Source organism: Ureibacillus chungkukjangi (assembly GCF_003217295.1).
Classification (GTDB): Bacteria; Bacillota; Bacilli; order Bacillales_A; family Planococcaceae; genus Ureibacillus; species Ureibacillus chungkukjangi.
The window spans coordinates 13,468-37,839 of record NZ_QJTJ01000023.1 but is presented as its reverse complement, the minus strand read 5'-3'; the positions used below and the strand labels follow the sequence as shown (position 1 = coordinate 37,839).

General features: G+C 37.4%; 20 protein-coding genes and 1 riboswitch. Of the genes, 7 read left to right on the top strand and 13 right to left on the bottom strand.

Annotation, left to right across the window (positions count from 1 at the left end; genetic code table 11):
* Positions 1-6: 6 nt before the first annotated feature.
* The 3 genes from BJ095_RS14240 (at position 7) to BJ095_RS14230 (ending at position 2,653) form a co-directional block, all read left to right on the top strand.
* Positions 7-741, top strand: coding sequence for an ABC transporter ATP-binding protein (locus tag BJ095_RS14240; RefSeq protein ID WP_107936233.1), 735 nt, complete (start codon positions 7-9; stop codon positions 739-741).
* On the top strand, positions 738-1,493 hold the full coding sequence (locus tag BJ095_RS14235; RefSeq protein ID WP_107936231.1) for an ABC transporter permease: 756 nt from the start codon (positions 738-740) through the stop codon (positions 1,491-1,493). Before BJ095_RS14240 ends, BJ095_RS14235 begins: the two co-directional genes overlap by 4 nt.
* A 182-nt stretch (positions 1,494-1,675) precedes the next feature.
* The gene (locus BJ095_RS14230) at positions 1,676-2,653 is read left to right on the top strand and encodes a proline dehydrogenase family protein (RefSeq protein WP_107936229.1); all 978 of its coding nucleotides are present in this window, start codon (positions 1,676-1,678) and stop codon (positions 2,651-2,653) included.
* A gap of 47 nt (positions 2,654-2,700) precedes the next feature.
* Here BJ095_RS14230 and BJ095_RS14225 read toward each other — a convergent pair whose 3' ends face one another.
* From BJ095_RS14225 to BJ095_RS14190, 9 genes are all read right to left on the bottom strand, one after another.
* On the bottom strand, positions 2,701-3,309 hold the full coding sequence (locus BJ095_RS14225; protein WP_107936227.1) for a response regulator transcription factor: 609 nt from the start codon (positions 3,307-3,309) through the stop codon (positions 2,701-2,703).
* A gap of 1 nt (position 3,310) precedes the next feature.
* On the bottom strand, positions 3,311-4,438 hold the full coding sequence (locus BJ095_RS14220) for a sensor histidine kinase (RefSeq protein WP_107936225.1): 1,128 nt from the start codon (positions 4,436-4,438) through the stop codon (positions 3,311-3,313).
* A gap of 137 nt (positions 4,439-4,575) precedes the next feature.
* Positions 4,576-5,604, bottom strand: coding sequence for a fatty acid desaturase (locus tag BJ095_RS14215; protein ID WP_181418078.1), 1,029 nt, complete (start codon positions 5,602-5,604; stop codon positions 4,576-4,578).
* A gap of 258 nt (positions 5,605-5,862) precedes the next feature.
* Positions 5,863-9,294 (bottom strand): methionine synthase, encoded by a 3,432-nt coding sequence (gene metH, locus BJ095_RS14210; protein ID WP_107936221.1) that lies wholly within the window; start codon positions 9,292-9,294, stop codon positions 5,863-5,865.
* Entirely contained in the window at positions 9,287-11,134 is a 1,848-nt protein-coding gene (locus BJ095_RS14205; protein WP_107936220.1) for a bifunctional homocysteine S-methyltransferase/methylenetetrahydrofolate reductase, read from the bottom strand. The genes metH and BJ095_RS14205 overlap by 8 nt, the downstream gene beginning before the upstream one ends.
* Before the next feature lie 38 nt (positions 11,135-11,172).
* Complete coding sequence (locus BJ095_RS19425; RefSeq protein WP_268968902.1) at positions 11,173-11,304, bottom strand: hypothetical protein; 132 nt, start codon at positions 11,302-11,304, stop codon at positions 11,173-11,175.
* Positions 11,267-11,366, bottom strand: a riboswitch (SAM riboswitch). It overlaps the preceding gene by 38 nt.
* 87 nt (positions 11,367-11,453) lie before the next feature.
* Positions 11,454-12,851 (bottom strand): protoporphyrinogen oxidase, encoded by a 1,398-nt coding sequence (hemG, locus tag BJ095_RS14200; RefSeq protein ID WP_107936218.1) that lies wholly within the window; start codon positions 12,849-12,851, stop codon positions 11,454-11,456.
* 160 nt (positions 12,852-13,011) lie between these two features.
* Positions 13,012-13,896 (bottom strand): tetratricopeptide repeat protein, encoded by an 885-nt coding sequence (locus tag BJ095_RS14195; protein WP_146223221.1) that lies wholly within the window; start codon positions 13,894-13,896, stop codon positions 13,012-13,014.
* A gap of 35 nt (positions 13,897-13,931) precedes the next feature.
* Positions 13,932-14,816, bottom strand: coding sequence for a LysR family transcriptional regulator (locus tag BJ095_RS14190; RefSeq protein WP_107936214.1), 885 nt, complete (start codon positions 14,814-14,816; stop codon positions 13,932-13,934).
* 193 nt (positions 14,817-15,009) lie between these two features.
* Here BJ095_RS14190 and BJ095_RS14185 point away from each other — a divergent pair, with 193 nt between their 5' ends.
* Positions 15,010-15,783, top strand: a complete 774-nt coding sequence (locus tag BJ095_RS14185) for an alpha/beta hydrolase (protein WP_107936212.1) — start codon at positions 15,010-15,012, stop codon at positions 15,781-15,783.
* A 239-nt stretch (positions 15,784-16,022) separates the two neighbouring features.
* Here the strand turns inward: BJ095_RS14185 and BJ095_RS14180 are convergent, their stop codons facing one another.
* Positions 16,023-17,201: an endonuclease Q family protein gene (locus BJ095_RS14180; protein ID WP_107936210.1), complete on the bottom strand. Its 1,179-nt coding sequence runs from the start codon at positions 17,199-17,201 to the stop codon at positions 16,023-16,025.
* A gap of 176 nt (positions 17,202-17,377) precedes the next feature.
* On the opposite strand from BJ095_RS14180, the gene guaD reads away from it, so the two are divergent.
* Positions 17,378-18,736: a guanine deaminase gene (gene guaD, locus BJ095_RS14175; protein WP_107936208.1), complete on the top strand. Its 1,359-nt coding sequence runs from the start codon at positions 17,378-17,380 to the stop codon at positions 18,734-18,736.
* A gap of 410 nt (positions 18,737-19,146) precedes the next feature.
* Here guaD and BJ095_RS14170 read toward each other — a convergent pair whose 3' ends face one another.
* Together BJ095_RS14170 and BJ095_RS14165 are read right to left on the bottom strand one after the other, a co-directional pair.
* A complete protein-coding gene (locus BJ095_RS14170; RefSeq protein ID WP_107936206.1) occupies positions 19,147-19,518 on the bottom strand; it encodes a DUF423 domain-containing protein in 372 nt (123 codons plus the stop codon).
* A 115-nt stretch (positions 19,519-19,633) separates the two neighbouring features.
* Positions 19,634-20,152, bottom strand: coding sequence for a YusW family protein (locus BJ095_RS14165; RefSeq protein WP_107936205.1), 519 nt, complete (start codon positions 20,150-20,152; stop codon positions 19,634-19,636).
* Between the two features lie 257 nt (positions 20,153-20,409).
* On the opposite strand from BJ095_RS14165, the gene BJ095_RS14160 reads away from it, so the two are divergent.
* Positions 20,410-21,447, top strand: a complete 1,038-nt coding sequence (locus BJ095_RS14160) for a PTS transporter subunit IIC (RefSeq protein WP_107936203.1) — start codon at positions 20,410-20,412, stop codon at positions 21,445-21,447.
* 123 nt (positions 21,448-21,570) lie between these two features.
* Here the strand turns inward: BJ095_RS14160 and ku are convergent, their stop codons facing one another.
* Positions 21,571-22,410 carry a non-homologous end joining protein Ku gene (gene ku / locus BJ095_RS14155; protein WP_107936201.1) on the bottom strand — a complete coding sequence of 280 codons (840 nt, stop codon included), beginning with the start codon at positions 22,408-22,410 and terminating at the stop codon, positions 21,571-21,573.
* A 101-nt stretch (positions 22,411-22,511) separates the two neighbouring features.
* Here ku and BJ095_RS14150 point away from each other — a divergent pair, with 101 nt between their 5' ends.
* The gene (locus tag BJ095_RS14150; protein WP_107936199.1) at positions 22,512-24,353 is read left to right on the top strand and encodes a DNA ligase D; all 1,842 of its coding nucleotides are present in this window, start codon (positions 22,512-22,514) and stop codon (positions 24,351-24,353) included.
* Positions 24,354-24,372 lie beyond the last annotated feature (19 nt).

Here is a 24,372-nt window from a genome sequence, read left to right as displayed (position 1 = left end):
AAAACCATGAAACAAACAAACGCTACAGCTATTAGATTTGAAAATGTCTCTTATGAAGTCGATGGAATATCCATACTAAATACTATTAACGGTTCATTTTATAAAGAGAAGATCACTACCCTTGTAGGTCCTTCTGGAGCCGGAAAAACCACACTATTAAAAATGTGCAACGGTCTTATTTCACCAAGTTCAGGAGAGCTATTTATAGATTCTACCCCTCTCTTTTCAATCAAGCCTACCACTCTCCGAAAAAACATAGGAATCGTTCTTCAAAACGCACCTATTATTCGCGGGACAGTGTTTGATAATATCGCTCTTCCATTTGCGCTGCAGCAGAAAAAATTAACTGAAAAAGAAGCGATTTTATTTTTAGAAGTTGTAGGACTTGAGCATACTTTTTTATATCGTCAAGCAGAGGAATTGTCGGGAGGACAAAAGCAAAAGGTAGCAATTGCGCGCACACTAGTAAATAAACCTAAAATCCTTCTACTTGATGAAATCACATCAGCGCTCGACCCTACTTCTGCCAGCGACATTGAAAAGCTTATTTTAAAAATCAACAAAGAATCCAAGGTAACAATCGTTTGGATTACACATAATATTGAACAAGCAAAAAAAATCGGTCACTTTACATGGATCTTAATGGACGGTCAATTATTAGAAAGTGGCGAGAGTGATATTCTAAGTACTTCAAGTAATGAAATGGTTCAACGATTTACGAATGGGGTATTGGAAAAATGACTTATACAACTCTCTCTTTAGCATTAGTTTTTGTCTTATTTCCACTTATCCTATCCAAAGCATTAAAGTTAGATTTAGAGAAAGATACAATCATTGCAACAATTCGTTCCATTGTTCAATTACTTGCAGTAGGATATGTATTAAAGTTTGTTTTTAACGCAGAAAGCTTTATCTATATTTTGTTAATGATTTCATTAATGATTCTAACTGCTACGTTAAACGCTCGAAAAAAGGGACAAGCTATTAAAGGCATCACTTGGAAGATTGCAGTTACCCTCGTTATTATAGAGGTTGTTACACAAGCCATACTTTTAGGCTTCAAAATAGTACCAGCAACAGCCCAATACATCATCCCAATAAGCGGTATGTTAATCGGTAATTCGATGGTACTCTCCATCCTGTTCTTAAACCGTTTTACAGCAGAAATCGAGTCAAGCCACGATCAAATCGAGCTTATTTTGTCCCTGGGTGGTACACCAAAGCAAGCAATTCATGGGCAATTAAAAAACGCTATACGGGCTAGTATGATTCCTACTATAGAAAGTCAAAAGACAATCGGGCTTGTTCAATTGCCCGGAATGATGAGCGGACAAATTATAGGCGGTGCAGACCCAGTACAAGCAGTTCAGTTCCAACTACTAATCATTTTCGCGCTACTTACTACCGCTGCTCTCTCTAGTATTTTAATCGGTTTTTTAAGCTACCCTTCCTTATTCAATGAGCGAATGCAATTGCTGCGAAAACTTAGCTAAATATCGAGCTTTAAGAAGTTCTCGTTCTAGATTGAATTAAATTTCATAATCTTGCTAAATAGAATCTTTTCTTTTAAAAAATTCAGACTTCACAAATGAGAAAATTTGTACTTTTCCCAATTTAATATTATTATTTTCCTGTATGCTATAATTATTGTAAAAATAGAAATGAGGTACCAATTATGCCAGTATTACGTGATTTTTTCATTACTTTATCTGAGAACCAATTCTTAAACAGTGCCGCTCAGAAATATGGTTTAAAAATGGGTGCACAAAGTGTAGTTGCAGGTACGAACATCCCAGAGGTTATCGAAAGCATGAAAGAACTAAATGCTCAAGGTATTTCTTGTACTGTAGATAATCTAGGTGAATTTGTTTACGAAAAATCAGAAGCTACAAACGCTAAGGAACGAATCCTTGCTGTAATTGAAGCTATCCATGAAAATGATGTAGATGCCCATGTCTCACTAAAGCCTTCTCAACTTGGTTTAGATATCGACTTCGATTTTTGTTACGAAAACCTAATGGAAATCGTAGGAAAAGCACATGAATACAATATCCATGTCAACTTTGATATGGAGGATTATGACCGCCTTCAACCGTCCTTTGATATGATGGAAAAAATCACACAAGTGTACGATAATGTTGGTACTGTAATTCAAGCGTATTTCTTCAATGCAAAAGAAAATATCGAAAAATATAAAAACTATCGTTTACGTATCGTAAAAGGGGCTTATAAAGAGTCACCAGAGGTTGCTTACCAAGATAAAAACGATATCGATTTAAACTTCATCGAGTTAATCGAATATCATTTATTAAATGGTAAATTCACTTCAATCGCAACACATGACCATAATATAATTAACCACGTAAAACAATTCGTGAAGGATCATAATATCCCTAACGATAAATTTGAATTCCAAATGCTTTATGGCTTCCGTAAAGAAATGCAATTAGAGCTAGCTAAAGAGGGCTATAATTTCTGTACGTATGTACCATTTGGTGATGATTGGTACGGTTACTTTATGCGTCGCTTAGCAGAACGTCCACAAAACCTTAACCTAGTAACAAAACAAGTTTTCACTAAGAAAACAAACACGGTTCTAGGCGTAGCTGCAGCTGCATTCGTTTTAGGTCGTCTTACTAAAAAATCGAGATAAAAAATTAAAGGATGCCAAGAAAAGTTCAACTTTTCTTGGCATCCTTTTTATTTATTCCAACCTTTTTCTTTAAACCTGGATATGGCTTCAATTCGATTGCCTACACCAAGCTTATCTAAAATTGTAGAGATATAATTTCGCACTGTACCTGCAGACAAAAAGAGCTCTGCTGCAATTTCCTTCGTTGTTTTTCCCTCCGCAACCAGCTCTAGCACCTGACTTTCGCGCTCTGTTAACGGATTTTCACTATCATCCTCATATACAAAGTCGACAAGCTCTGGTGCATAAATACGACGCCCATCCATAATTACTCGAATAGAGTTCACTAGTTCCTCAATGGGACTATCCTTCAACAAATACCCACGTACACCAGCTTTTCTCGCTCTTTCAAAATAGCCAGGTCTGGCAAATGTGGTTAAGATTATGATTTTACAATCTGATTTTTCCTGCAGGCTTTCTGCAGCATCCAAGCCTGTTTTCATCGGCATTTCTATATCCATAATACAAATATCCGGCTTTAGTTCATCAACTAGCTCAACTGCTTCTTCGCCGTTTTTAGCAATCCCGACTACTTCCATATCATCTTCCATATTAAGAAGTGATTTCATCGCACCAAGTAACATTCCTTGATCTTCGGCTATCACAATTCGAATCATGTCATACACTTCCTTTCTGATGTGTAATGGCAAGCGGAACACTGATTAATAGCTTTGTGCCATTTTTACTTTCGATTTGAACAGATCCGTTTATAAATTCTAAACGCTCTCTCATTCCTTTCAAACCGTTCCCCGCAATATTTAACTTTTCATTAAATCCTTTACCATTATCATAAACCGTTAGAAATATTTCATTATCATTTTTTTCTATTATTATTTTACATTTTTTTGCTTCACTGTGCTTCACTACATTTGTGATTGCTTCTTTTAAACTCATACTTAGTACACTTTCCACTAATACGGGCAAGTGCAATTCAACCTTCTCCCCTTTTATTTCATAGTCAATTTCAGCAGCCTTCAAAATTTGCTTCACTCTTGCTATCTCTTCTGGCAGCTTAACCGCACGCATATCGGAAACTAGTTCTCGCACTTCCTTTAACGCTATGCTCGCAGTATGACGAATATCTTTTATTTCTCGAATAGCCTCTTGTGGATTCTTCTCAACCAGACGACTAGCTAAATCACTTTTCAAGCCAATCATTGAAAGCTTTTGGCCCAATGTATCATGTAGATCTCTTGCAATCCTTTGACGTTCTTCATGAATAATTAATTCTGCGATACGTTCATTTGCCGTTTCTAGCTGGCCCTGCAGCTTCTCTCTTTTATTTTTACTATATAAAGTAAACGGCAATAACACGACCCCAACTACCGTTACAATAATAAAAGGCGTTTGAGAAAGAAATAAATCTAAATCAAGAAAATACCCAGCTACGATCGACAGAATTGTAAAACCGATATGTAAGCCATACATGATAAAGAATCCTACCGTATTTCTAAAATTCCCTATAAAGAAAGCAGTAAATAGCGATAGATATACATATCCATACATTAAGGTCATGGCGATATTTAAAACCATTTCAAAGCTAATCCACATATACAGCAATGCACTTTTTGAGTTAAAAGAAAAATAATGCGATAAAAAGAACAGTAAAATAAATACAATCCCGATAATTATTTCGAGAAGAGATAATGACCGGATAATGAAATAGAATGGCATAATACAAAAAATTACCCAAACATAAACACTTATCCATGGATTTTTCGGTAAAATTGTATACCAGCTTTGCATAGCATTCCTCACACTTCTTAAATTTTTCATTGAGTAGAGCTCATTTATTTATCAGTATAACAAAATCACGGTGTTACCACTAAAGGCATCACCGTGATTTCTATTAAAACACCCCAATGTATTTCTTGAAACATCCCTTATGCTTGAACAGACTTTCCGTTTTTAACTCGTAATGATTGTTCAATCTCCTTAAAGGAGATAAATTTTTTATTCTTCGGATCGTACAGCTTATAACGAATTGACTCTACACTTGTTTTTAATGTAATCGTTGTTGCTTTTTGTAGAGGAGGAATGGATTCATGAGCCGCTTCCAAATTATAATTCGGTACGCGTGGCGCTAGATGATGAACATGGTGGAATCCAATGTTCCCAGTTACCCACTGCAGTACTTTCGGTAATTTGTAATAAGAACTTCCTTCAACAGCTGCTTTTACATAATCCCAATCTGTTTCGTATTCAAAATACGAATCCTCGTAGGTATGTTGAATGTAAAATAACCATATTCCTAATGCGCCTGATACAAACATCGTGATTCCATGAACGAGTAAAAATGTTTGCCAGCCAGTTACAACGATTAAAGTTGCACAGATTATTATTAATGCTGCATTTGTAAAATACGTATTTAAACGTTCTTTTTTCTTTGCATCTTTACGGTTCATTCGATTCGCAACTAACACTAAAAACAATGGCCCTAAACCAAACATCACAATCGGATTACGGTATAAACGATACCCTAAGCGTCCTAGTTTAGATTTTTCTAAATACTCATCCACCGTTAACATTTCAATATCGCCGATACCGCGTTTATCTAAATTTGAGCTAGAAGCATGGTGAATCATATGCTCCCTTTTCCATTTTTCATAAGGAAATGAAGTCAAAATTCCCGATATATTTCCGATAATTGCGTTTGCTTTTTTATTTTTAAAGAACGAGCCATGTGTACAATCATGGAAAATAATAAATGTCCGAACTACAAATCCAGAAGCAAGAATACTGCAGGCTACTGTATACCACGGCGAAAACTGTAATAGGTAATAACCAGCCGCCCAAATAGCAAGAAGCGGAACAATCGTATTTATAATCTGTAATATACTAATTTTTAACTGTGATTTTGCAAAAGGTGCTACGTCTTTACGTAACTGTTTTGTCTTTTCAGCATCAGTCATAGCCAATATCCATACCCTCTTTCTTCGTTTTGTTACTCTAACAACATTGTAAAAAAAGAACGCTTTCCAAAGTAGAAGCAAACATCACATTTATTTCATTACAAATGTCATATGACCAGGTCCTAATTTTTGGGAATCCAGCATCTCTTGGATCAAATTGTGCGAGAATTGTGTGTGTACCTGGTACACACACAATATTAATATTCCACAAAAAAATAGAGAAAAAACATAACATTACGTTTTTTCTCCATTCCTATTTTAAACATTAAAGTATCGTGCATCTGGGTGTGCGAATACCATTGCAGATACGCTTGCTTCTGGTTCCATCATGAAGCCTTCTGTTAGATTTACACCGATTTGTTCTGGTTTAAGGAGTTTAAATAGCTTCTCCTGATCCTCTAAGTTTGGGCAAGCTGGGTAACCGAACGAGAAGCGTTGGCCTTGGTATTTAGCTGCAAAACGCTCTCTCATGGTGAAATCTGTTCCGTCTGGGAATCCCCAAACATCACGAATTTCTTGATGAAGTCGTTCTGCAAAGCCTTCTGCAAGTTCTAAAGCAGTTGCTAAAAGTGCATGACTTTCCAGGAATTTACCGTCAGTTTTTAATTGATCAGCAACAGCTTTTACACCATGTCCAGCAGTTACTACCATCAATGCCACATAGTCCATCTCGCCACTTTCCACTGTTTTTAAGAAGTCAGCTAAACAAAGATATGGCGCCTCTTTTTGCCTCGGGAAATGGAATCTTTCAATTTCTTGCTTAGTATCCTCCGGGTTATAAACAACTACATCGTCCCCGTCGGCTTGGGCTGGGAAAAACTGATACATGCCTGAAGGAGACAATAAATCCGATGTTAAATATTCATTTACCAGTTCATGTAACTCTGTAGCTCTTTCATCCTTTTCTGCTAAAAGCTTTTCCACATTCCCCTTTAAGCCTAAATGATGGCCAATAAGCGTCCTCATATTGACATAAGGGTGTAAGTGGGCAACTGAATAATTTCTTTTAATATGCTGCACTAAATCTCGCGGCACAAAAATACGGGAATCCTTCACCGTTCGTACCGGTTTTTCAGCTACAAGCTTTTGCGGTCGCGCCGCACGTTTTTCATCTGCCAACAGCCTTTTTTCCTGAGAATCTTGCAGCTCTTGTATTAGAACACCACGCTCTTGTGGATTCATTAAACGATTCGCATGATCAAGACCCTGCATAGCATCCTTTGAATAAATTACCGGACCATCATACTGTGCAGCAATTTTCGTTTCAGTAAATCGTTTCGATAAGGCTGCTCCACCTACTAAAATTGGCACATCAATCCCCACTTCTTTAAAGTCTTGTGCCGTGATTACCATTTGCTGTGCCGATTTCACAAGCAAGCCTGACAAACCAACAAAATCAGGCTGTTCCTTTCGAATCGCTTCGATTAGATCGGCAGGCGTTACCTTAATGCCTAAGTCGACTACTTTAAAACCGTTATTGCTTAGGATAATGTCCACAAGATTCTTCCCAATATCATGAACATCCCCTTTAACCGTTGCTAAAACCACTTTCCCTTTACCTGAGCTGTCTTCATTTTTTTCCATGTATTGTTCAAGGTGAGCAACTGCCGCTTTCATAACCCCGGCACTTTGCAATACCTCTGCTACAATAAGCTGGTTATCGTTAAACAAACGACCTACCTCTGCCATGCCAGCCATTAAGGGACCATTAATAATATCTAACGGTGTATCAAAGATTTTTCTTGCTTCTTCTAAATCAGGAATTAACCCTTCCTTAGTTCCTTCGATAATGTAATATGCAAGTCTTTCTTCCACTGTATCTGGAATATCCTCAACAGATTTCTCTTTCTTTTTATCACGGTAGAAATCTGTAAACACAGCTAACGTTTCATCATTCGTATTAAAAATCAAATCATTGGCTAACTTGATTTCCTCTTGGGGAATGGAGGCAAAACGTTCGAGCTTTTCAGTATTCACAATCGCATAGTCTAATCCAGCCTGTGTACAATGATATAAATACACAGCATTTAATACTTCTCGCCCTACCGGAGGCAAGCCAAAGGAAACATTACTTACCCCTAACACAGTTAGTGTATTTGGATATTTCTCCTTGATTAAACGGATTCCTTCAATTGTTTCCTCTGCCGCACCGATATATTGTGCATCACCTGTACCGACTGGGAAGACAAGTGGATCGAAAATAATATCTTCAGGAGCAAGCCCCCATTTCTCCGTTAACAAATGATAGGACCTTTGTGCAATCTCGAGCTTTTTCTCGCGGCTTACACCCATCCCTGTTTCATCAATTGTACCCACCACAACAGATGCGCCGTATTTTTTAACGATTGGCATCACTGCATCAAAGCGTTCTTCGCCATCTTCTAGGTTAATGGAATTAATAATTGCTTTACCCTGCGAATATTTTAAAGCTTCTTCAATTACTTTTTCATCCGTCGAGTCGATTACAAGAGGTACCTTTACCTTCTTTACAACCTCTTGCATGAAGTTTGTCATATCCTCTAATTCATCGCGATCTGGATTTGCTAAGCAAATATCAATTACATGTGCACCATTTTTCACCTGTGCCCGCGCAATTTCTGCGGCTTCCTCAAATTTCCCATCCACGATTAGCTGTTTAAACTTACGAGATCCAATTACATTTGTACGCTCTCCGATAAATAACGGACGCATAGAATCATCATATTGTAGTGGTTCAATGCCAGAAACGGCATGCCCATGTGTATTAGTTGGAATCGGTCTTGGTGTATAGCCTCCTACTGCTTCACGTATTGCTTTTATATGAGCAGGGGTAGTCCCACAGCAGCCTCCAACGATATTTAACCAGCCTTTTTCTGCAAAACCACGCAATTTAATGGACAAGGAATCCGGCGATTCGTGGTAATGACCTTCTTCATCTGGTAGACCAGCATTCGGGTAGCAGCTTATGTAACTTGTGGATAATTCCGATAAGGAACGAATATGGTCTGTCATAAATTCCGGTCCTGTTGCACAGTTCAAGCCAATCGATAATGGTTTGATATGTTCAATTGAAATATAGAAAGCATCAATTGTTTGACCAGCCAAAGTTGTTCCCATTGGCTCAATTGTTGCTGACAGCATGATAGGAAGTTGCTTTCCTGTTTCTTCGAAGGCACGATTTACCCCAAGCGATGCTGCTTTTACATTCAACATATCTTGACTCGTTTCAAGCAATAGTACATGTGCACCTGCTTCGACTAAAGACTTCGCCTGCACATAGAAGTTTTCGGAAAGCTCATCAAAAGAAATACCACCTGTTACAGACAAAGTCTTTGTTGTTGGTCCTATAGCACCTGCAACAAAACGTGGCCATTCTTCTGTTGAATATTCTTGTACTGCCTCTAAAGCCAACTCCACTGCACGTTTATTAATTTCTACCGCTTTTGCACCTAGGTCATACTCATTTAAAACTAAAGGGGTTGCTCCGAATGTATTGGTACAAATAATATCTGCGCCAGCTTCAAGATAAGCACGGTGAATCTTAGACAGTACATCCGGACGAGTTAAAACTAAATTTTCATTACACCCGTCTAGCTCTTCTCCCCCAAAATCCTCTGCTGTTAGATTTTCCTGTTGGAGCATTGTCCCCATTGCACCATCGATAATTAATATTCGCTTTTGCAATTGTTCTTCTATCAGATGGTTATACATTCGCTTTTACCCCTTTGTTTTGCTCATCAAGTTGTTTGATATATTGCATTAATTTTATTGTCACATCGTATCTTAAAAATGGTGTAATCAAATAAATTCCGTTAAAGTGTTTTGCCGCCGCATCAAGTAGTTCCCTTGCAATAGCAATCCCCTCTGCCGTCTCTTTTTCTTTATCTCCGTCACAAGCCTTCATTCTTTCTAATACTTCCTCAGAAAGCTTAATACCAGGTACTTCATGATGTAAAAATTCAGCACTACGGAAGCTTGTTAAAGGCATAATCCCAATATATATCGGGGCTGAAAGATGCTTTGTGGCTTCATAAATTTCTTCGATTTTCTCTTTTGTATAAACCGGCTGAGATATAAAATAATCTGCTCCATGCTCAATCTTTTTTTCCAGACGTGCCACTGCTCGATCGAGTACCCGTACATTCGGATTAAAGGCTGCAGCAACAGAGAAGTTTGCTTTTTTGCGCAACGGTTTACCAGAGAAAGAAATCCCTTCGTTAAGTTGCTTTATTAATGAAATCAACTCCATGGATGACACATCATAAACACTTGTCGCACCAGGGAAATCCCCTACTTTTGTCGGGTCTCCAGTAACCGTTAAAATATCATGTAGACCAAGTGCATTTAACCCCATTATGTGAGATTGCAAACCGATTAGATTTCGATCACGGCATGTAATATGAGGCATTGTGCGAATCCCATGCTGCAGCTTCAATATTGAACCCATGGCAATATTGCTAATCCGGGGGGATGCCAAAGAATTATCGGCCATCATTATAATGTCTGCCCCTTCGTTATAAAGGGTTTTTGCCCCTTCAACGAAAGCTTCAATTTCTAAATGTCTCGGAGTATCTAGCTCAACAATAACAGAACGTTCCCTTTTCACTTTTTCATGAAGTGGTTCTAGAATGCTAGGTTCAGCCTCTTGAATGAAGACTTCTTTTTGTACGATCGCTTCTTTTACTTCAATCGGCTCTAAATTTTGCAGAAGCTTTTTCGCTGCTTCAATATGCTTTGGAGTTGTACCACAACATCCACCGATTAGACGAACACCTTGATTTCGAAGCTGGACAGCTGCTCTTGCAAAGTAATCGACCTCTGATTCGTAGATAACACGCCCATCTTCGATATCTAATAAAGACGCATTCGGGTAGGCAGATAAAAATGCTTTTTCTGGAAGCTCTACCCCTTCAAAGGCTTGAATTGTATGGTGGGGACCTAATCGACAATTGACTCCAACAATATCTGCCCCTAAATCCTGTAGCTCTTTTAATGCGTCATTTAAATTCATCCCATTTACTAAAATTCCAGGCTCATGCATCGAAACCTGCGCAATGATTGGTAGTGAAGTTTCATAGCGAAGTAATTTAATTGTTTCTGTTAATTCTTCAAAATCATAATAGGTTTCTAGTAACAATCCATCAACCTTCTCATTTATTAAAACCATCGCTTGTTCTTTAATAGCTAGAAGGATTTCGTCGAGTGTTGTATCGCTTTTACGAACGCCACGAATTGCCCCAATTGAGCCAAGAATAAATTGATTTCTATTGCCTACTGCTTTTTTGGCGATGGAAACGGCTGCTTTATTAATCTCTGATACTTTATCTTCTAGTCCATAGCGTGCAAGTTTAATAGAATTTGCTCCGTATGTATTGGTTTGGATAACGTCTGCCCCAGCTGTGATGTATTCAAGATGAATTTTTTCGATTAAATCGGGCCTTACGATATTCATTTCTTCGTGGCAATTATCTAGACCATATGCATACAATAAAGTCCCCATTGCTCCATCAGCTGTTAATACCTTGGATTTTAACGCCTTTAGTAGTCCCATTTCTGACATCCCCTTATAATTCTAAAATTTCAGTTTCTTCAAATCACGTATTTCCCTTGAACCATCTCTTTTTCCACAAATATAAAAAGCCTTCTTGCAAGAAGAAGGCTTGTGTCATCAATATTGATATCCTTCTCATCTTTCGGCTTACTGCCAGCTGGATTTAGCACCTTACATTTTGTTGGTTGCTGAAGCTTCATCGGGCCAGTCCCTCAGCTTCTCTTGATAAGAGTCTTATTTAGTTTTTAATATGTTAAATCGTATCATATCTTTAAATTATCATTTCGTCAATATGTTTTCTGATTTTTGAGAAATTACATTACTTTTGTATAGCAGCTAAACTGCTGAGAACTTTATCAGCTGTTTCTTTCCCGTTTTCAATACAAGCCCCGATACCTACTCCAAAATAGGAGCAGCCTGCAATATAGAGATTTGGATATTTTGAATCTAGGTCAACTAATAAAGCGTCCAATGCTTCCTTATGAGCCAAATCATATTTCGGCATCATATTAATCCATTTCGCTACATTTACAACAACCGGTTTTTCTTCGATATTAAGGCTTAACTTGATATCTTCTAATGCCACATTCGTTAACTCTTCATCGGACATTGTTGCAAGCTCTGCATAACGAGGATTTGTATTTTTATAGAATAACCTTACGAGTAAATTCCCATTTGCAGAGGTGTGTTTCCACTTTCTACTTGTCCATGTGGAGGCATTACAAACCAAGTCACTATTATGGGAAACAATAAAGCCTGTTCCGTCAGCAGGTAAAATTGAGTCTGGAATAGAAAAGCCCAAATACATTGTCAGAGCGGAGGCATTCGTAAACTTACTTAAGTTTGAATCCATCTCCTCGTCCTTTAATATATTTCGAACAACGTTATTCGGAAGTGCCAATACGACTACATCCGCTTGTATTGTCTCTCCATTAGAAAAACTCACATTATAAAGTGCACCATTTTTACTCACACTTGTTGTTTCAGTATTTTTATAAAACTCTACCTCAGGAAGAAGCTCCTCTAAACGATTAATTAAAGCTGAAAGTCCATTGTTAAAAGAAATGAATTTTTTATTAGCAGCCTTTTCAAATTGCTCTTTATTTGCTTCAAAGCCCTGCATGATGCTGCCATACTTATTTTTATAGTCCACTAAATAAGGTAAAGTAGAGGCTAAGGATAACTGGTACAAATCACCAGAATAAACACCAGCAAGAACTGGAGCAATCTGCTTTTCAACAATTTCTTTTCCTAGGAAGTACTCTAAAAAGTGGCCAATCGAGCTTTCCTTTGTAAATCGATCATTAGGGATTTCAGCATCCATTAATACACGCTGTTTTCCTTCCTCTGAAATTAAGGTACTTGCCTGCAAAGATTCCATGCTCATCGGAATTCCAAATGTAGAGCCAGCTGGAATCGCATGTAATTCATTATTTGTGTGTATATATGATATACCTGTTTCGTTATAAACTAACTCCGACTCAAAATCTAGTTCTTTAACTAGCTCGAGTACCTTCGGATGACGTGCCACTATGGAGTCTGCACCGTTTTCCATGATAAAGCCAGAATCATATTCAGTATGCATTTTTCCACCTAGATAATCGTTCTTTTCTGCTAGTATGTACCGAATGGGCTCATCAGTCGGTGCTTGTCGTTTTAAATAATGTAATGTGCATAGCCCTGTTATACCTCCACCTACAACTACTACTGTTTTCATAAAGACACTCCTAACCGTTCATTCTATCTGCCTCTCTAGTATAAACGTTTTTTAGCAAAAGTACTGTGAGTTCTATTACAAAATTAGTACAACCGCGAAATAACAAAAGGGAATTTCCATATTCAGAAATTTCCCTTTGTTATTTCTTATTTAATAGTAACTAATCAAACGATTGCATTTGATGCATTGCTGAGTTACGCCACTTAGCTGCTTCTTTTCTATTTTTAGGAACATCAATTCCTAGCTCATAGATGCTGGCAATGTTCAGCTTTGCTTGATAATCACCGAGTAACGCGGCTCTTTTATAATAGTAGAGAGCTTTTTTTCCGTTTCGAATAACACCTAAGCCATTTTCATATAAAAAGCCAAGGTTATAAATTGAATCGATATGGTGTGTTTCAGCTGCTTTTTCAAACCACTCTAAAGCAAGCTCACTATCTTTTTCTTGTCCAAATAGTCCATCTAAGTAAACTGTACCTACTCTATACTGAGCATCCTCATAGCCGCCCTTTGCTGATTCTAAATAGTAGTGGAAGGCCCTCTCTTCATCAGGCTCCATGCCGATTCCCTGCTCATACATGATTCCTAGGGTAAACATTGCTTCTACTACATTCTGGGAAGCTGCCTTTTCAAACCAAACTAATGCTTCTTGGGCATTAACTTCAACACCCTCACCATTTAAATACATATCAGCTAAATTATTGGCACTATCAGCATGACCCCTTTTAGCCGCTCTTTCATAATATAAAAAGGCCTTTTCATAGTTTTCCTCTATCCCTAGTCCTTCAAAATAGCAATTTCCCAACTCATACATTGCAGTCGTATTTTCTAAAATGGCAGCTTCCTTCAGCCAATGTACTGAATCACTATATTTATCCATCATCCGGTAAATAAAAGCAATTTCTAGCATGGCTTCGTTATCTCCATCTAAAGCAAGGTTAAATAACTTTAGTGCCTCTTCAACTTCTTCAGAATCATATAAATCTATTTGGTCATATAGTAATTTTTCAAACAATTCACGGTCATAAAGCATTGGATTCTTCACCTTTTACAAAGTTATTTTAAGAATTGTGATTACGATTACTTTTCTTTAAAATACTCGACTAGATATTCTTTAAATTGTACGGCGGCCGGGGATAGATAACGTCCACCCGCCCAAGAAACGCCAATCTTTCGTTCACAAATCGGCTCACTTACTCGAATTTTACAGACATTGTATTCATTTAATCCTTTAATGTTTGGAATAAGAGAAACACCAAGTCCCGCGCCAACGAATCCCGCAACGGTATGCATTTCTTCTCCAGCAAACGTCATATTTGTTGTAATTCCAGCTTCCTTAAATAATTTATCGACAATTTGACGCAAAGCATTACCTCGTTTTATCGAAATAAATGGTTCATCCTTAATTTCTTCTAACTTGATGGTTTCTCGATTTGCAAAACGATGGTTTTTCGGAACAATGACAAATAACTCCTCGCTCCACAGTTCAATCCACTCAATATCAATCACTTTTGACTCAATTCGTTGGGATAGACATAAATCTACCTGACCTTCCTCTAGCCATTTTAAGAGGTTATATGAAGCAGCTTGAGTTAATGTGAATTTCATATTCGGATATTTTTCTGGAACATGTGCCATTAATTCAGGCACTACTTCCATCCCAAGGGTATGAATAAAACCGAAAGCCACATCTCCATATCCAGGCATTACGAGACCGCCAATTTCAACCTTTGCTTTTTCAAATTCTTTTAATATTGTATCTACACTAGTTAAAAAGAGCTTGCCGTAACGGTTTAAACTAATTGAACGACCTTGTCTATCAAACAATGGAACACCAATTTCTTGTTCAATGTTAGAAATCGACTTACTAAGGGCTGGCTGCGAAATATTTAATTGTTCTGCTGCATGTGTCATATGCTGCATCTCTGCAACGGTTTTAAAATACTCAAGCTGCTGAATTTCCATTTTATACCTCTCTTCAATTGATAACTATTTGGAATGATAATGATAAAAACAATAAATTGTACTTATGTATTGTTAACACTATAATAAGCTTAGACATAAAGTTTGCATATCAAATTTTAAATAAAAAAACAACAGTTTATATAAAAAGTTCGAATGTTTGTCACAACTAATCAATTAAAGGAGTCAATTTAAAATGAAAATCATTCCTCCAAAACCATTTATGATTGAAAAAGGTAATCGTGCCGTTCTTTTACTTCATGGTTTTACTGGAAACACAAACGATGTTAAGCGTTTAGGTAGATATTTAGCTGAACGTAACTATACAGTACATGCACCGTTATATAAAGGTCATGGTGGTGACCCAGTGACACTTATTCAAACGAATCCAATTGAATGGTGGAACAGTGTACTAGAAGGTTATGACGAGCTAAAAAATAGAGGTTATGATGAAATCGCAGTTGCAGGTGTTTCACTTGGTGGTATTTTCTCTTTAAAGCTTGGTGAAGAACGTCCTACAAAAGCAATTGTTGCAATGTCCGCTCCTGCATTAGCAAAAAGTATTGATAGCTTACAAGAACGTATCATCGATTATACGATTAAATATAAAAAATTAGCTGGTACATTTGACGAACAGTCAGATAAACCTCACGAAATTGCTCAAAAATATCATATGCCTGCATTGGAATATTTACAAGGCATGATAAACGAAACTAGTGCAAAGCTTCAAACAATCCAAACGCCAGTTCACATTTTACGTGGACTACGTGATGATGATTATTACTGCGAAAGTGCAGATTTAATATATAATTCCGTAAAATCTCGCATTAAGTCTGTTAAAAGCTTTATCAACTCTGGTCATATTTTAACACTCGACCAAGAAAAAGAGCTTGTATTTGAAGAAATCTATCGTTTCTTTGAAGGACTTAAATGGAATGAAGAGAAAATGAAAATTTCTCAAATATCTTGATATAAAATTTGAGAAACCTGGTTATATTATTATTGTATCCCCTAGCAAATTTTTGTGGTAACCCAAAACCGCAAATTCCCCAATTTGCTATATAATATATGTCCAAGTGACATACATCCCTTTAAAACAAGCTACGTTTAAGATTCCCCGTCTTAAACAAGGTAGCTTGTTTTTTTATTTTTATTTTCTATAAAACTAATTCGTTTCCCTTTTCAATCGTTCCTATTAAATCCGCTCTTTTAAGATTTGTCTCCATTAATTTTCCCATAAACTCCGCCTCCACCAACTGTAATTCCTAATTTACCGGATCTCGCTAATTCAATCCTATCGGCTAATTTCTCTGGAATCACTTCTGTTAAATCTTTAACTGAGGCTTCGTGCAATATATTCATCTCCGTACCAAAGACATCTAACAGCTTCGATATGGTTTTGGGGCCAATCCCGGGAATAAAATCCAGTGGCACTTGATGGATATAAGGTGGTCTTTCTACTTCCTGTAAAGGGGCATCCGATAATTCAGCAATCCTTTTCGCCACCCCTTTAGTCAAATGCTCTTTCCCACAATAAGGACATCGGGTATGCCCTGCTTCTAGAATTTGTTCCCCGCAATCTGCACAAACCGTCTCATGATACTTTCCAAGAAGTGGGTTCAAGCCATAATTTGCGATAATTTTTCTCCCAGCCTTTTGATGGAGTGCTTTTTTCAACTCTTCAAAATTGGCATCTGCTACACTAATTTTTTGATATTCCCGTGCAAGCTTACCTAATGAGTGCGCATCTGAATTCGTTACAAAAGTATAGGTGGCTAGCTCGCTCATGCCCTTCACCATATAAGTATCTGAACTTAAGCCAAGCTCAATGGCATCGATTAAATCAGGATTAAATACCTCACTCAAACTTTTCTTTACACCCTTCCCATAAAGACTTTTAAACGGAGTGAATACATGGGCAGGAATGAATAATCCATCTAAATCATTAACCTTTTGCTGCAGTGTCTTCCCATCACAATAAATTCGCTGTGAGCTTAGATGAATATTTTTTTGCTGCTTACTCATCCATTGTGAAAATTCTCGCATCCTTTCAATAGATGGCAAATAAGCAAGAACATGAATTGGTCCATGGCAATTTTCATCATAAATTTCAATTTCAGAGCCTAGAATTAGTGTTGTATTTTCGTATCGCACTCCACCTTCTGTAAGCTCCCTCGCTTTCCCATCTTGAACTAGCTGCTCAAGTTCCTCAATGACCTCAGGAGATTGACAATCTATGATACCGATTAAGTCTAACCCTTTTCTTGAAGTAGCTGTTTCTAATATATTTTTTAACGTTAAATTGTTGCTTCCTGTTATTTTAACCGCTCTTCCCTTTTCAGTACGGCCAATATGTATATGTAAATCTGCGTAAATTTCCTTTAGCATTTCCTGCACTTCCTTAAAAAGATTTCTTAAATATAGAATACCCAAACCTACAGGATTTCTTCCTTAAGATGATTATCAATTTCATAAATATCTTTCATTAGACCGAGGCTTTGTTTTCTACTATAATATCAACATAGTAAATTTTCTAAATATTCAATTTTATAGGAGGGTCATCTATGGCAAACTACGCTCAGGTATTTCTAGGAACTGCTTTTACTAGCAAGAGCTTTTCAGAGGTAACTATTTTAAAAGATTTTCTCTACTGCATTAGTGGAGACGGAATCATTGAACAATTGTTCTCCCCTCTTGATGAACAATATGAGGCTATACTGAAGGAATACGAAGGAAAAGGAAACTTCCGCCGCTTATCAAATGACGAGTATATATTGCCTGGATTTATAGATTTACATGTCCATGCTCCTCAATGGGCTCAAGCTGGTACTGCCCTTGACCTTCCACTTGAAGATTGGTTGAATGCTTATACCTTCCCAGTTGAAGCTAAGTTCTCTGATATCGACTTTGCACAAGCTGTTTATGAGGATTTAGTCAAAACACTACTTGCAAACGGAACAACGACTGTACTTTATTTTGCCACTGTACATAAACAAGCAAGTCTCCTCTTAGCTAAAATCTGCTCTTTGCTAGGTCAGCGTGGGCTGGTTGGAAAGGTAGTCATGGATAATGACGATCAATGCCCAGACTATTACCGAGACGCCGATACAGCCACAGCACTAAAAGAAACAGAGGAATTTATCATTGAGGTACAACAATTAAACGAACAAACGAAACAAGGTGTCTATCCAGTCGTCACACCTCGCTTTATTCCAAGCTGTACAGATGAAGCTTTACAAGGCTTAGGTGAATTAGCTGCGAAGTATAATACCCATATTCAATCCCATTGTAGTGAAAGCGATTGGCAGCATGGCTATGTGAAGGACCGGTACGATAAAAATGATGCATTTGCCTTGAATGATTTTGGCTTACTACAAGAAAAATCTGTCATGGCTCACTGTAATTTTATAGCTGATGAGGATGCAAAGCTCTTTGCAGAAACCGGTACAGCTGCTGCACATTGTCCAGTTTCGAATGTCTTCTTCTCAAATGGCGTTTTTCCTGCAAAGCATATCCATGAATTAGGAGTGGACATTGGTTTAGGTACAGACGTGTCAGGAGGCTTTTCTCCAAGCCTTTACGATAATATCAGACAAGCTGTGATTGCTTCTAGAATGCTTGAGGAAGGCGTAGATACTACTATTTCTGCTGACAAAAGAGGTGTAGATTCTTCAAGACTCACTACTAATGAGGCCTTCTACCTGGCTACAGCTGGTGGTGGCGAATCCTTAAGCCTACCAATTGGGAAAATTGAAGAAAATTACGCATGGGACGTACAAATCATCAACACCAACCTACAGAATGGAAAGCTTCCTATCTTCAATGATCCATTAGAGGATATATTCCAGAAAATCCTCTATCTTGCCCGCCCAGAAAACATTCGTGAGGTGTGGGTTCAAGGGGAAAAAGTGCATCAAAGGTAGAAAAAATGAGCAGTCTCAGGCTTTAGAGGCTGCTTATTTATTTAATTTTGCAGGGCTGCGTGAAATTCACCCTATCGCTTAGGTGAGGCTACGAGGGCTGGAAAATAACAGGATTATTTTCGTTTAAATCTCAGAATATCCATGTTTTCATTAAAATAAAGGAATTTTTTTCGGTTATATTGCTCGAATCCTTGAATTTTAACGTATTTTGACAAGTTAACAGGAAAATCTCCGCTTATTTCCACTGCTTAAGCACCTATACACATTAACGGAAATTTCTTCGCTTAAGAATCCATAGTCATCCGCATTTTAGGAAATATAAAAAACATGGCAATCCCAATATGAATCGCCATGCTTTACTTAGCCTTTTCACTTTTTTCCTTCAAAAGAAAATCCATCTCAACCTGCAATTAGATAATTTCTACAAATAACAGAATCCAAGCTACTAAAAATAATAGACCGCCAATCGGTGTAATAGCTCCTAACTTTTTCACACCAGTTACGGATAGCACATATAGGCTTCCTGAGAAGAAAACTACACCTGCTAACATTAAGTACCCTGCCCAGGATAGTAAACCAGAGTTTCCTAAGAGTGCATCCATCGAAAGAATACCCAGTAGAATTAATCCCAAGGCATGATACATCTGATATTGAACAGCTGTATTCCAAATTTGCTCATAGCGTGGCTCAGGGAACTTCTCCTTTAAAGCGTGGGCGCCAAAAGCACCAAGTACAACTCCTAAAAAGGCTAAAATTGCACCAATTACTAATAAGACGTTCATATACAAACGCTCCTTTTATGTATTGTCAACTTAACTATATAGTTTTCTCCACTTCTATGACAATAATAAACCGCATATAGTCTAAGTTAAATTAGAATATATGCGGCAACATTTATTATTTATTGAATTTGTATTCCTTTTTTTCTCCATTCAGGAACTTTACTTCTAGCTCAAATTCAGTATAGTTATCCTCTAAACCAAAGGCAGTCATTACCTGGTTTAACACTTCCTGGTCCTCAGTAGTTTCATCAAAAGTTAACTGCCCAAGATAAGGTGAAATTTGATTATAAGCTTCATCACCAGATACATCTACTTTATTTGCTTCATCCTCAAATTCAGCAGTAATATTATTTTGAGTGTTCGTATATTCAGCATTGTACGAAACATCGTTTGCATACTCTACATCTAAGTCAAAATGCTCGAAATTATAAGATGTAACTTCCTGTTGCTGTCCTGTATTTTCCTCATTTGTTTGATTTGCATTTTCTGTAGTCGTATCATCTGCATTGTTTGTCGTTGTTTCATTTGTTGGTGTAGGATTTATTACGACTTCATCCTGGTCAACGTCGTTATCTCCACAACCAGCTAAAACTCCTAATAATAATGGAACTGTTAATAATGCTTTGACTTTCATCTCTATCTACTCCTTCATTATAAGTTTACACTGTATTTTTTCCCCTAAAATTAATAAGTTAACCTTTATTTACAAAGAAAGTATAAATGAGTAGTATTATCCAACCCCTATAAATCTATTTACAACCTAACGAGTTTACGTTATATTTACTTAAACTTAATACTTCAATGCGTTGAAGCGCTAAATTTTAAGTTGATTCTGAATAGTTATACATATATAATTAGAAAACTATTATACATAGAAAGAGGTTTATACATATGAGAGATTTCTTCAGTAAGCTCTTAAATGGAATGAGTATCGCCATCGTTTGTGCGCTTATTCCCAACGCTTTACTTGGCGAAATATTAAAATTAATCATCCCTTCTGTACCTGCACTTCAACATCTATACGATGCAACAGTTATTGTAATGAGTATGCTCCCTCTCTTAACAGGAATCTTGGTAGCAATGCAATTTAAACTAACTCAAATTCAAACGGCAAGTGTCGGAATTGCCACGGTAATAGGAAGTGGATCAATTATAAAAACTGCGGAAGGTTTTTTTACCCTAAATGGCATTGGCGTAACTCTTAACGCAGGTTTAACTGCAGCTCTTGCAGTGTTGTTTGTAAAGCTTGTCGGTGAAAGATTAAAGGAATACTCAATTCTTTTAATTCCCATGTTATCTGTAGTGGTTCCTGGAATGATTGGATATATGATTTTACCTTACGTACAAACTAGTGCTGGATTAATCGGTGAAGTGGTAGCTTACTTAACAGGTCTACAGCCTATCTTAATGGGGGCATTATTGGCAGTGATTTTTGGAGTAGTCATTATCTCGCCAATTTCTACGGTGGGTATTGCCACAGTAATTATGCTTTCAGGGATTGGTTCGGGAGCAGCAAACCTAGGGATTGTAGCAGTTGGTATGGGACTGTTCTTAGCTAGTCTTAAAGCAAATTCCTTAGGTACAGCCTTGGCTCATGTTTTAGGATCACCTAAAATTCAAATGCGAAACTTCTTTATGAAGCCGACCATCGCCATTCCAATGCTAATCACTGCCGCTATCCTTGGAGGGCTTGCAGGGGTATTCAATGTTCAAGGAACCCCTTATAGTGCAGGGTTCGGCTTATCGGGCTTAGTTGGTCCATTAAATTATATTAATTTAGCTGAAGGTGGGTGGACTAGCTCCAACATTGCCATTATGCTAAGTCTGTTCTTTTTCCTTCCACTCATTCTGAATTTGATTTTTATCTATGTGTTCAAAAAGAAACTAAAAGTTATTAAAGATGAAGACTATAAATTAGATTTTGAATGATAAAAGAAACCACAACTCTGTAATTGTAGGAGTTGTGGTTTTTTATACATAGTGGAAGTTGGGGTGCATGCAGCATATAACGGACTGTTTTTTGCTCACTCCACAATCTAAATTCCTCAGATATTAAGCCTCTTTTTTCTCGGCAGTCGCCTTGCGTTTTCTTGTTGTTGTCTTCTTCTTTGTTGTTGAAGTTTTATCAAGAGATGCTTGTAATGCAGACATCAAATCTGTCATATCTGAAGGAATCACTGATTCTTTTTCGCTTACTGTTACAGTCAGCTCACCATTTTTCTTCTGCTCGATTAGTTCCAGCAATGCAGTTCGATAATCATCCCGATATTTGTCTGGCTCAAACTTTGCTGTTAATTGATCGATAAGCATGAGAGCTGTATCAAGCTCTTTTTCAGTAATTTTCTCATCACTCGGAATATTGGGTACCTCTTTTGAACTGCGCACTTCATCAGGAAAATGAATGGTTTCCATGATTAACGTTCCATCATATACACGAACTATTGCTAGCTGCTCCTTAGAACGAATCGTAATTTTCGCTACACCAATTTTCCCAGAGCTACTCAATGCCTCACGCAAAAGTGCATATGCTTTTCCCCCACCAGTGTCTGGTGCAAGAAAATAACTACGCTCGAAATAGATTGGGTCTATCTCCTCTAGCTTTACAAACTCTATAATTTCTACTGCTTTGTCTTCATTTTCTTTGCGCAAATTTTCAAGTTCCTCGTCATCTAACACAACAAATTTGTTTTTGGAGTACTCATACGCCTTTACTATATCTTCACTCTTTACTTCCTGCTCACATATCGGACAAACCTTTTGATAATTGATGGGGCTGTTACATTCTTTATGGAGCTGACGCAACTTGATATCTTTATTTTCAGTAGCGGTATGTAGCTTCACCGGTATATTGACAAGCCCAAAGCTAATACTACCCTTCCAAACTGTATGCAAACTTCTTCACCTACTTTTTTCTTATTATGATGAATACTGCTGTTAACTATGTATAACCATCTAAATTAGTTAAAAACTAAATCAAAAACGAGGTTTACTAAATGAAACCGATGCTCTTAACTTCAGCTGAATCTGTTCCAACTAGCAAGGATTGGATTTACGAGACAAAATATGATGGTTTTCGATGTATTTTAAAATGGGACATAGCTGGAGTAACTCTAATAAGCCGAAATGATAAAGAATTAACCGAATACTTCCCTGAAATCGTTCAGTTTTGCGAAGAGATAGCTCACAAATTCTCTTCCTATTTACCGCTCATTTTAGATGGCGAAATAGTTTTTCTGCAAAATGACTATAAAAGTGATTTTTCGATTGTTCAATCTCGAGGTAGAATGCGTACTAAAAAAACGATTATGGAATCCAGTGAAAAATTCTCCTGCTCATTTATAGCCTTTGACTTACTCCTAATTTCAGGAGAGGATTTCACCCAAAATCCCCTCTTAATGAGAAAACAAAAGCTACAGACATTATTTGAAGCTGTAGAACTTCCTCTTTCTCCTTCCTTCAGGAATAGAGGACAGCTCCAACTAATGGAGGTATTTAAGGATAGTGCTATTCTCTGGGATAAACTTAAAGACTGGAATGGCGAAGGAATGATAGCGAAGAAAACGAACAGTCCTTGGGAAAGCGGGAAACGGACAAACCTTTGGATAAAGGTAAAAAATTGGCGTATCGTAACCATCATCTTAACGCTATTCGATCAATCGAACGGATACTTTAATGGAGCAGTTTTTCAGGATGAAGAATTAGTTGAAGTAACTACTTTTCGTCATGGCCTTTCCGACGATGAGCTGCAAACACTCGCTACATTTTTTCAAACAAAGGGAACAAAAGCATCCGCAACAGCATGGGTACTTCCCCCATCTATTTGCGTTGATGTAGCTTGTATTGATTTCGACGGTAAAAAACTACGTGAGCCACGTTTTGAAGCCTTTCGATTTGACGTATCCCCACTTGAAGTCACCTGGAAAAGGATGCTGCGAGGGCTCAATCCCATTCCTGAATCAGTTGCTATTACCCATCCAGATAAACCTATTTGGCCAGCAGTTGGTTTAGTTAAGGATGATTATATTCTGTATCTTCAGGAGGTAGCACCTTTCTTTTTGCCGTTCTTGGAAAATCGATTATTAACATCGATTCGATATCCACATGGGGTACCTGGGGAGAGCTTTTACCAAAAAAACGCACCTGATTATACGCCTAGCTTTATCAAAACAAGTGTTGAAGAAGACATTGAATATATTGTTTGTAACGATTTGAAGACATTATTGTGGCTTGGCAATCAACTAGCCATCGAATTTCATATCCCATTTAAAACAATTGATACAATGAAGCCAACAGAAATCGTTTTTGACTTAGATCCTCCTTCTGTTGATGATTTCGCTTTAGCGATAGAAGCTGCACTGAGCATGAAGGCAATATTTGATAAATTTAATTTGCACTCCTTTGTTAAAACGTCTGGAGGGAAAGGCTTACAGATTTATATTCCACTTCCTAAGAATCGATTTACCTTTGATGAAACCCGGATTTTCACGGAGTTTGTGTGCCGTTTTCTGGTAGATCAGAATCCAAGAGCCTTTACCATAGAGCGTATGAAGAAAAATCGGGGGAACCGGCTGTATTTAGATTACGTTCAGCATGCAGAGGGGAAAACAATTGTGAGTCCCTATTCCCCAAGAGGAAATGAATCGGGTTTAATAGCAACACCTTTAGAATGGCACGAAGTAAATAGCAGTTTAACACCCAAGCTATTTACTATCCCAACTGTTTTGGAGCGGATTAAAAATAAGGGAGATTTATTCGGTGATTTCTATAAAGTTGGGGAAAACCAACCATTTGAAGCTGTACTTACAACCTTAAAAGAGCTATTGAAAAAGAAATAATTTCTAGGATGAAGGACTT

Bases quoted from the DNA above. Each gene is read 5' to 3' on its own strand.
- BJ095_RS14240 (WP_107936233.1), top strand. From the start codon at position 7: ATGAAACAAACAAACGCTACAGCTATTAGATTTGAAAATGTCTCTTAT.
- BJ095_RS14235 (WP_107936231.1), top strand. From the start codon at position 738: ATGACTTATACAACTCTCTCTTTAGCATTAGTTTTTGTCTTATTTCCA.
- BJ095_RS14230 (WP_107936229.1), top strand. From the start codon at position 1,676: ATGCCAGTATTACGTGATTTTTTCATTACTTTATCTGAGAACCAATTC.
- BJ095_RS14225 (WP_107936227.1), bottom strand. From the start codon at position 3,309: ATGATTCGAATTGTGATAGCCGAAGATCAAGGAATGTTACTTGGTGCG.
- BJ095_RS14220 (WP_107936225.1), bottom strand. From the start codon at position 4,438: ATGCAAAGCTGGTATACAATTTTACCGAAAAATCCATGGATAAGTGTT.
- BJ095_RS14215 (WP_181418078.1), bottom strand. From the start codon at position 5,604: ATGACTGATGCTGAAAAGACAAAACAGTTACGTAAAGACGTAGCACCT.
- metH (WP_107936221.1), bottom strand. From the start codon at position 9,294: ATGTATAACCATCTGATAGAAGAACAATTGCAAAAGCGAATATTAATT.
- BJ095_RS14205 (WP_107936220.1), bottom strand. From the start codon at position 11,134: ATGGGACTACTAAAGGCGTTAAAATCCAAGGTATTAACAGCTGATGGA.
- hemG (WP_107936218.1), bottom strand. From the start codon at position 12,851: ATGAAAACAGTAGTAGTTGTAGGTGGAGGTATAACAGGGCTATGCACA.
- BJ095_RS14190 (WP_107936214.1), bottom strand. From the start codon at position 14,816: ATGGAAATTCAGCAGCTTGAGTATTTTAAAACCGTTGCAGAGATGCAG.
- BJ095_RS14185 (WP_107936212.1), top strand. From the start codon at position 15,010: ATGAAAATCATTCCTCCAAAACCATTTATGATTGAAAAAGGTAATCGT.
- BJ095_RS14180 (WP_107936210.1), bottom strand. From the start codon at position 17,201: ATGCTAAAGGAAATTTACGCAGATTTACATATACATATTGGCCGTACT.
- guaD (WP_107936208.1), top strand. From the start codon at position 17,378: ATGGCAAACTACGCTCAGGTATTTCTAGGAACTGCTTTTACTAGCAAG.
- BJ095_RS14170 (WP_107936206.1), bottom strand. From the start codon at position 19,518: ATGAACGTCTTATTAGTAATTGGTGCAATTTTAGCCTTTTTAGGAGTT.
- BJ095_RS14165 (WP_107936205.1), bottom strand. From the start codon at position 20,152: ATGAAAGTCAAAGCATTATTAACAGTTCCATTATTATTAGGAGTTTTA.
- BJ095_RS14160 (WP_107936203.1), top strand. From the start codon at position 20,410: ATGAGAGATTTCTTCAGTAAGCTCTTAAATGGAATGAGTATCGCCATC.
- BJ095_RS14150 (WP_107936199.1), top strand. From the start codon at position 22,512: ATGAAACCGATGCTCTTAACTTCAGCTGAATCTGTTCCAACTAGCAAG.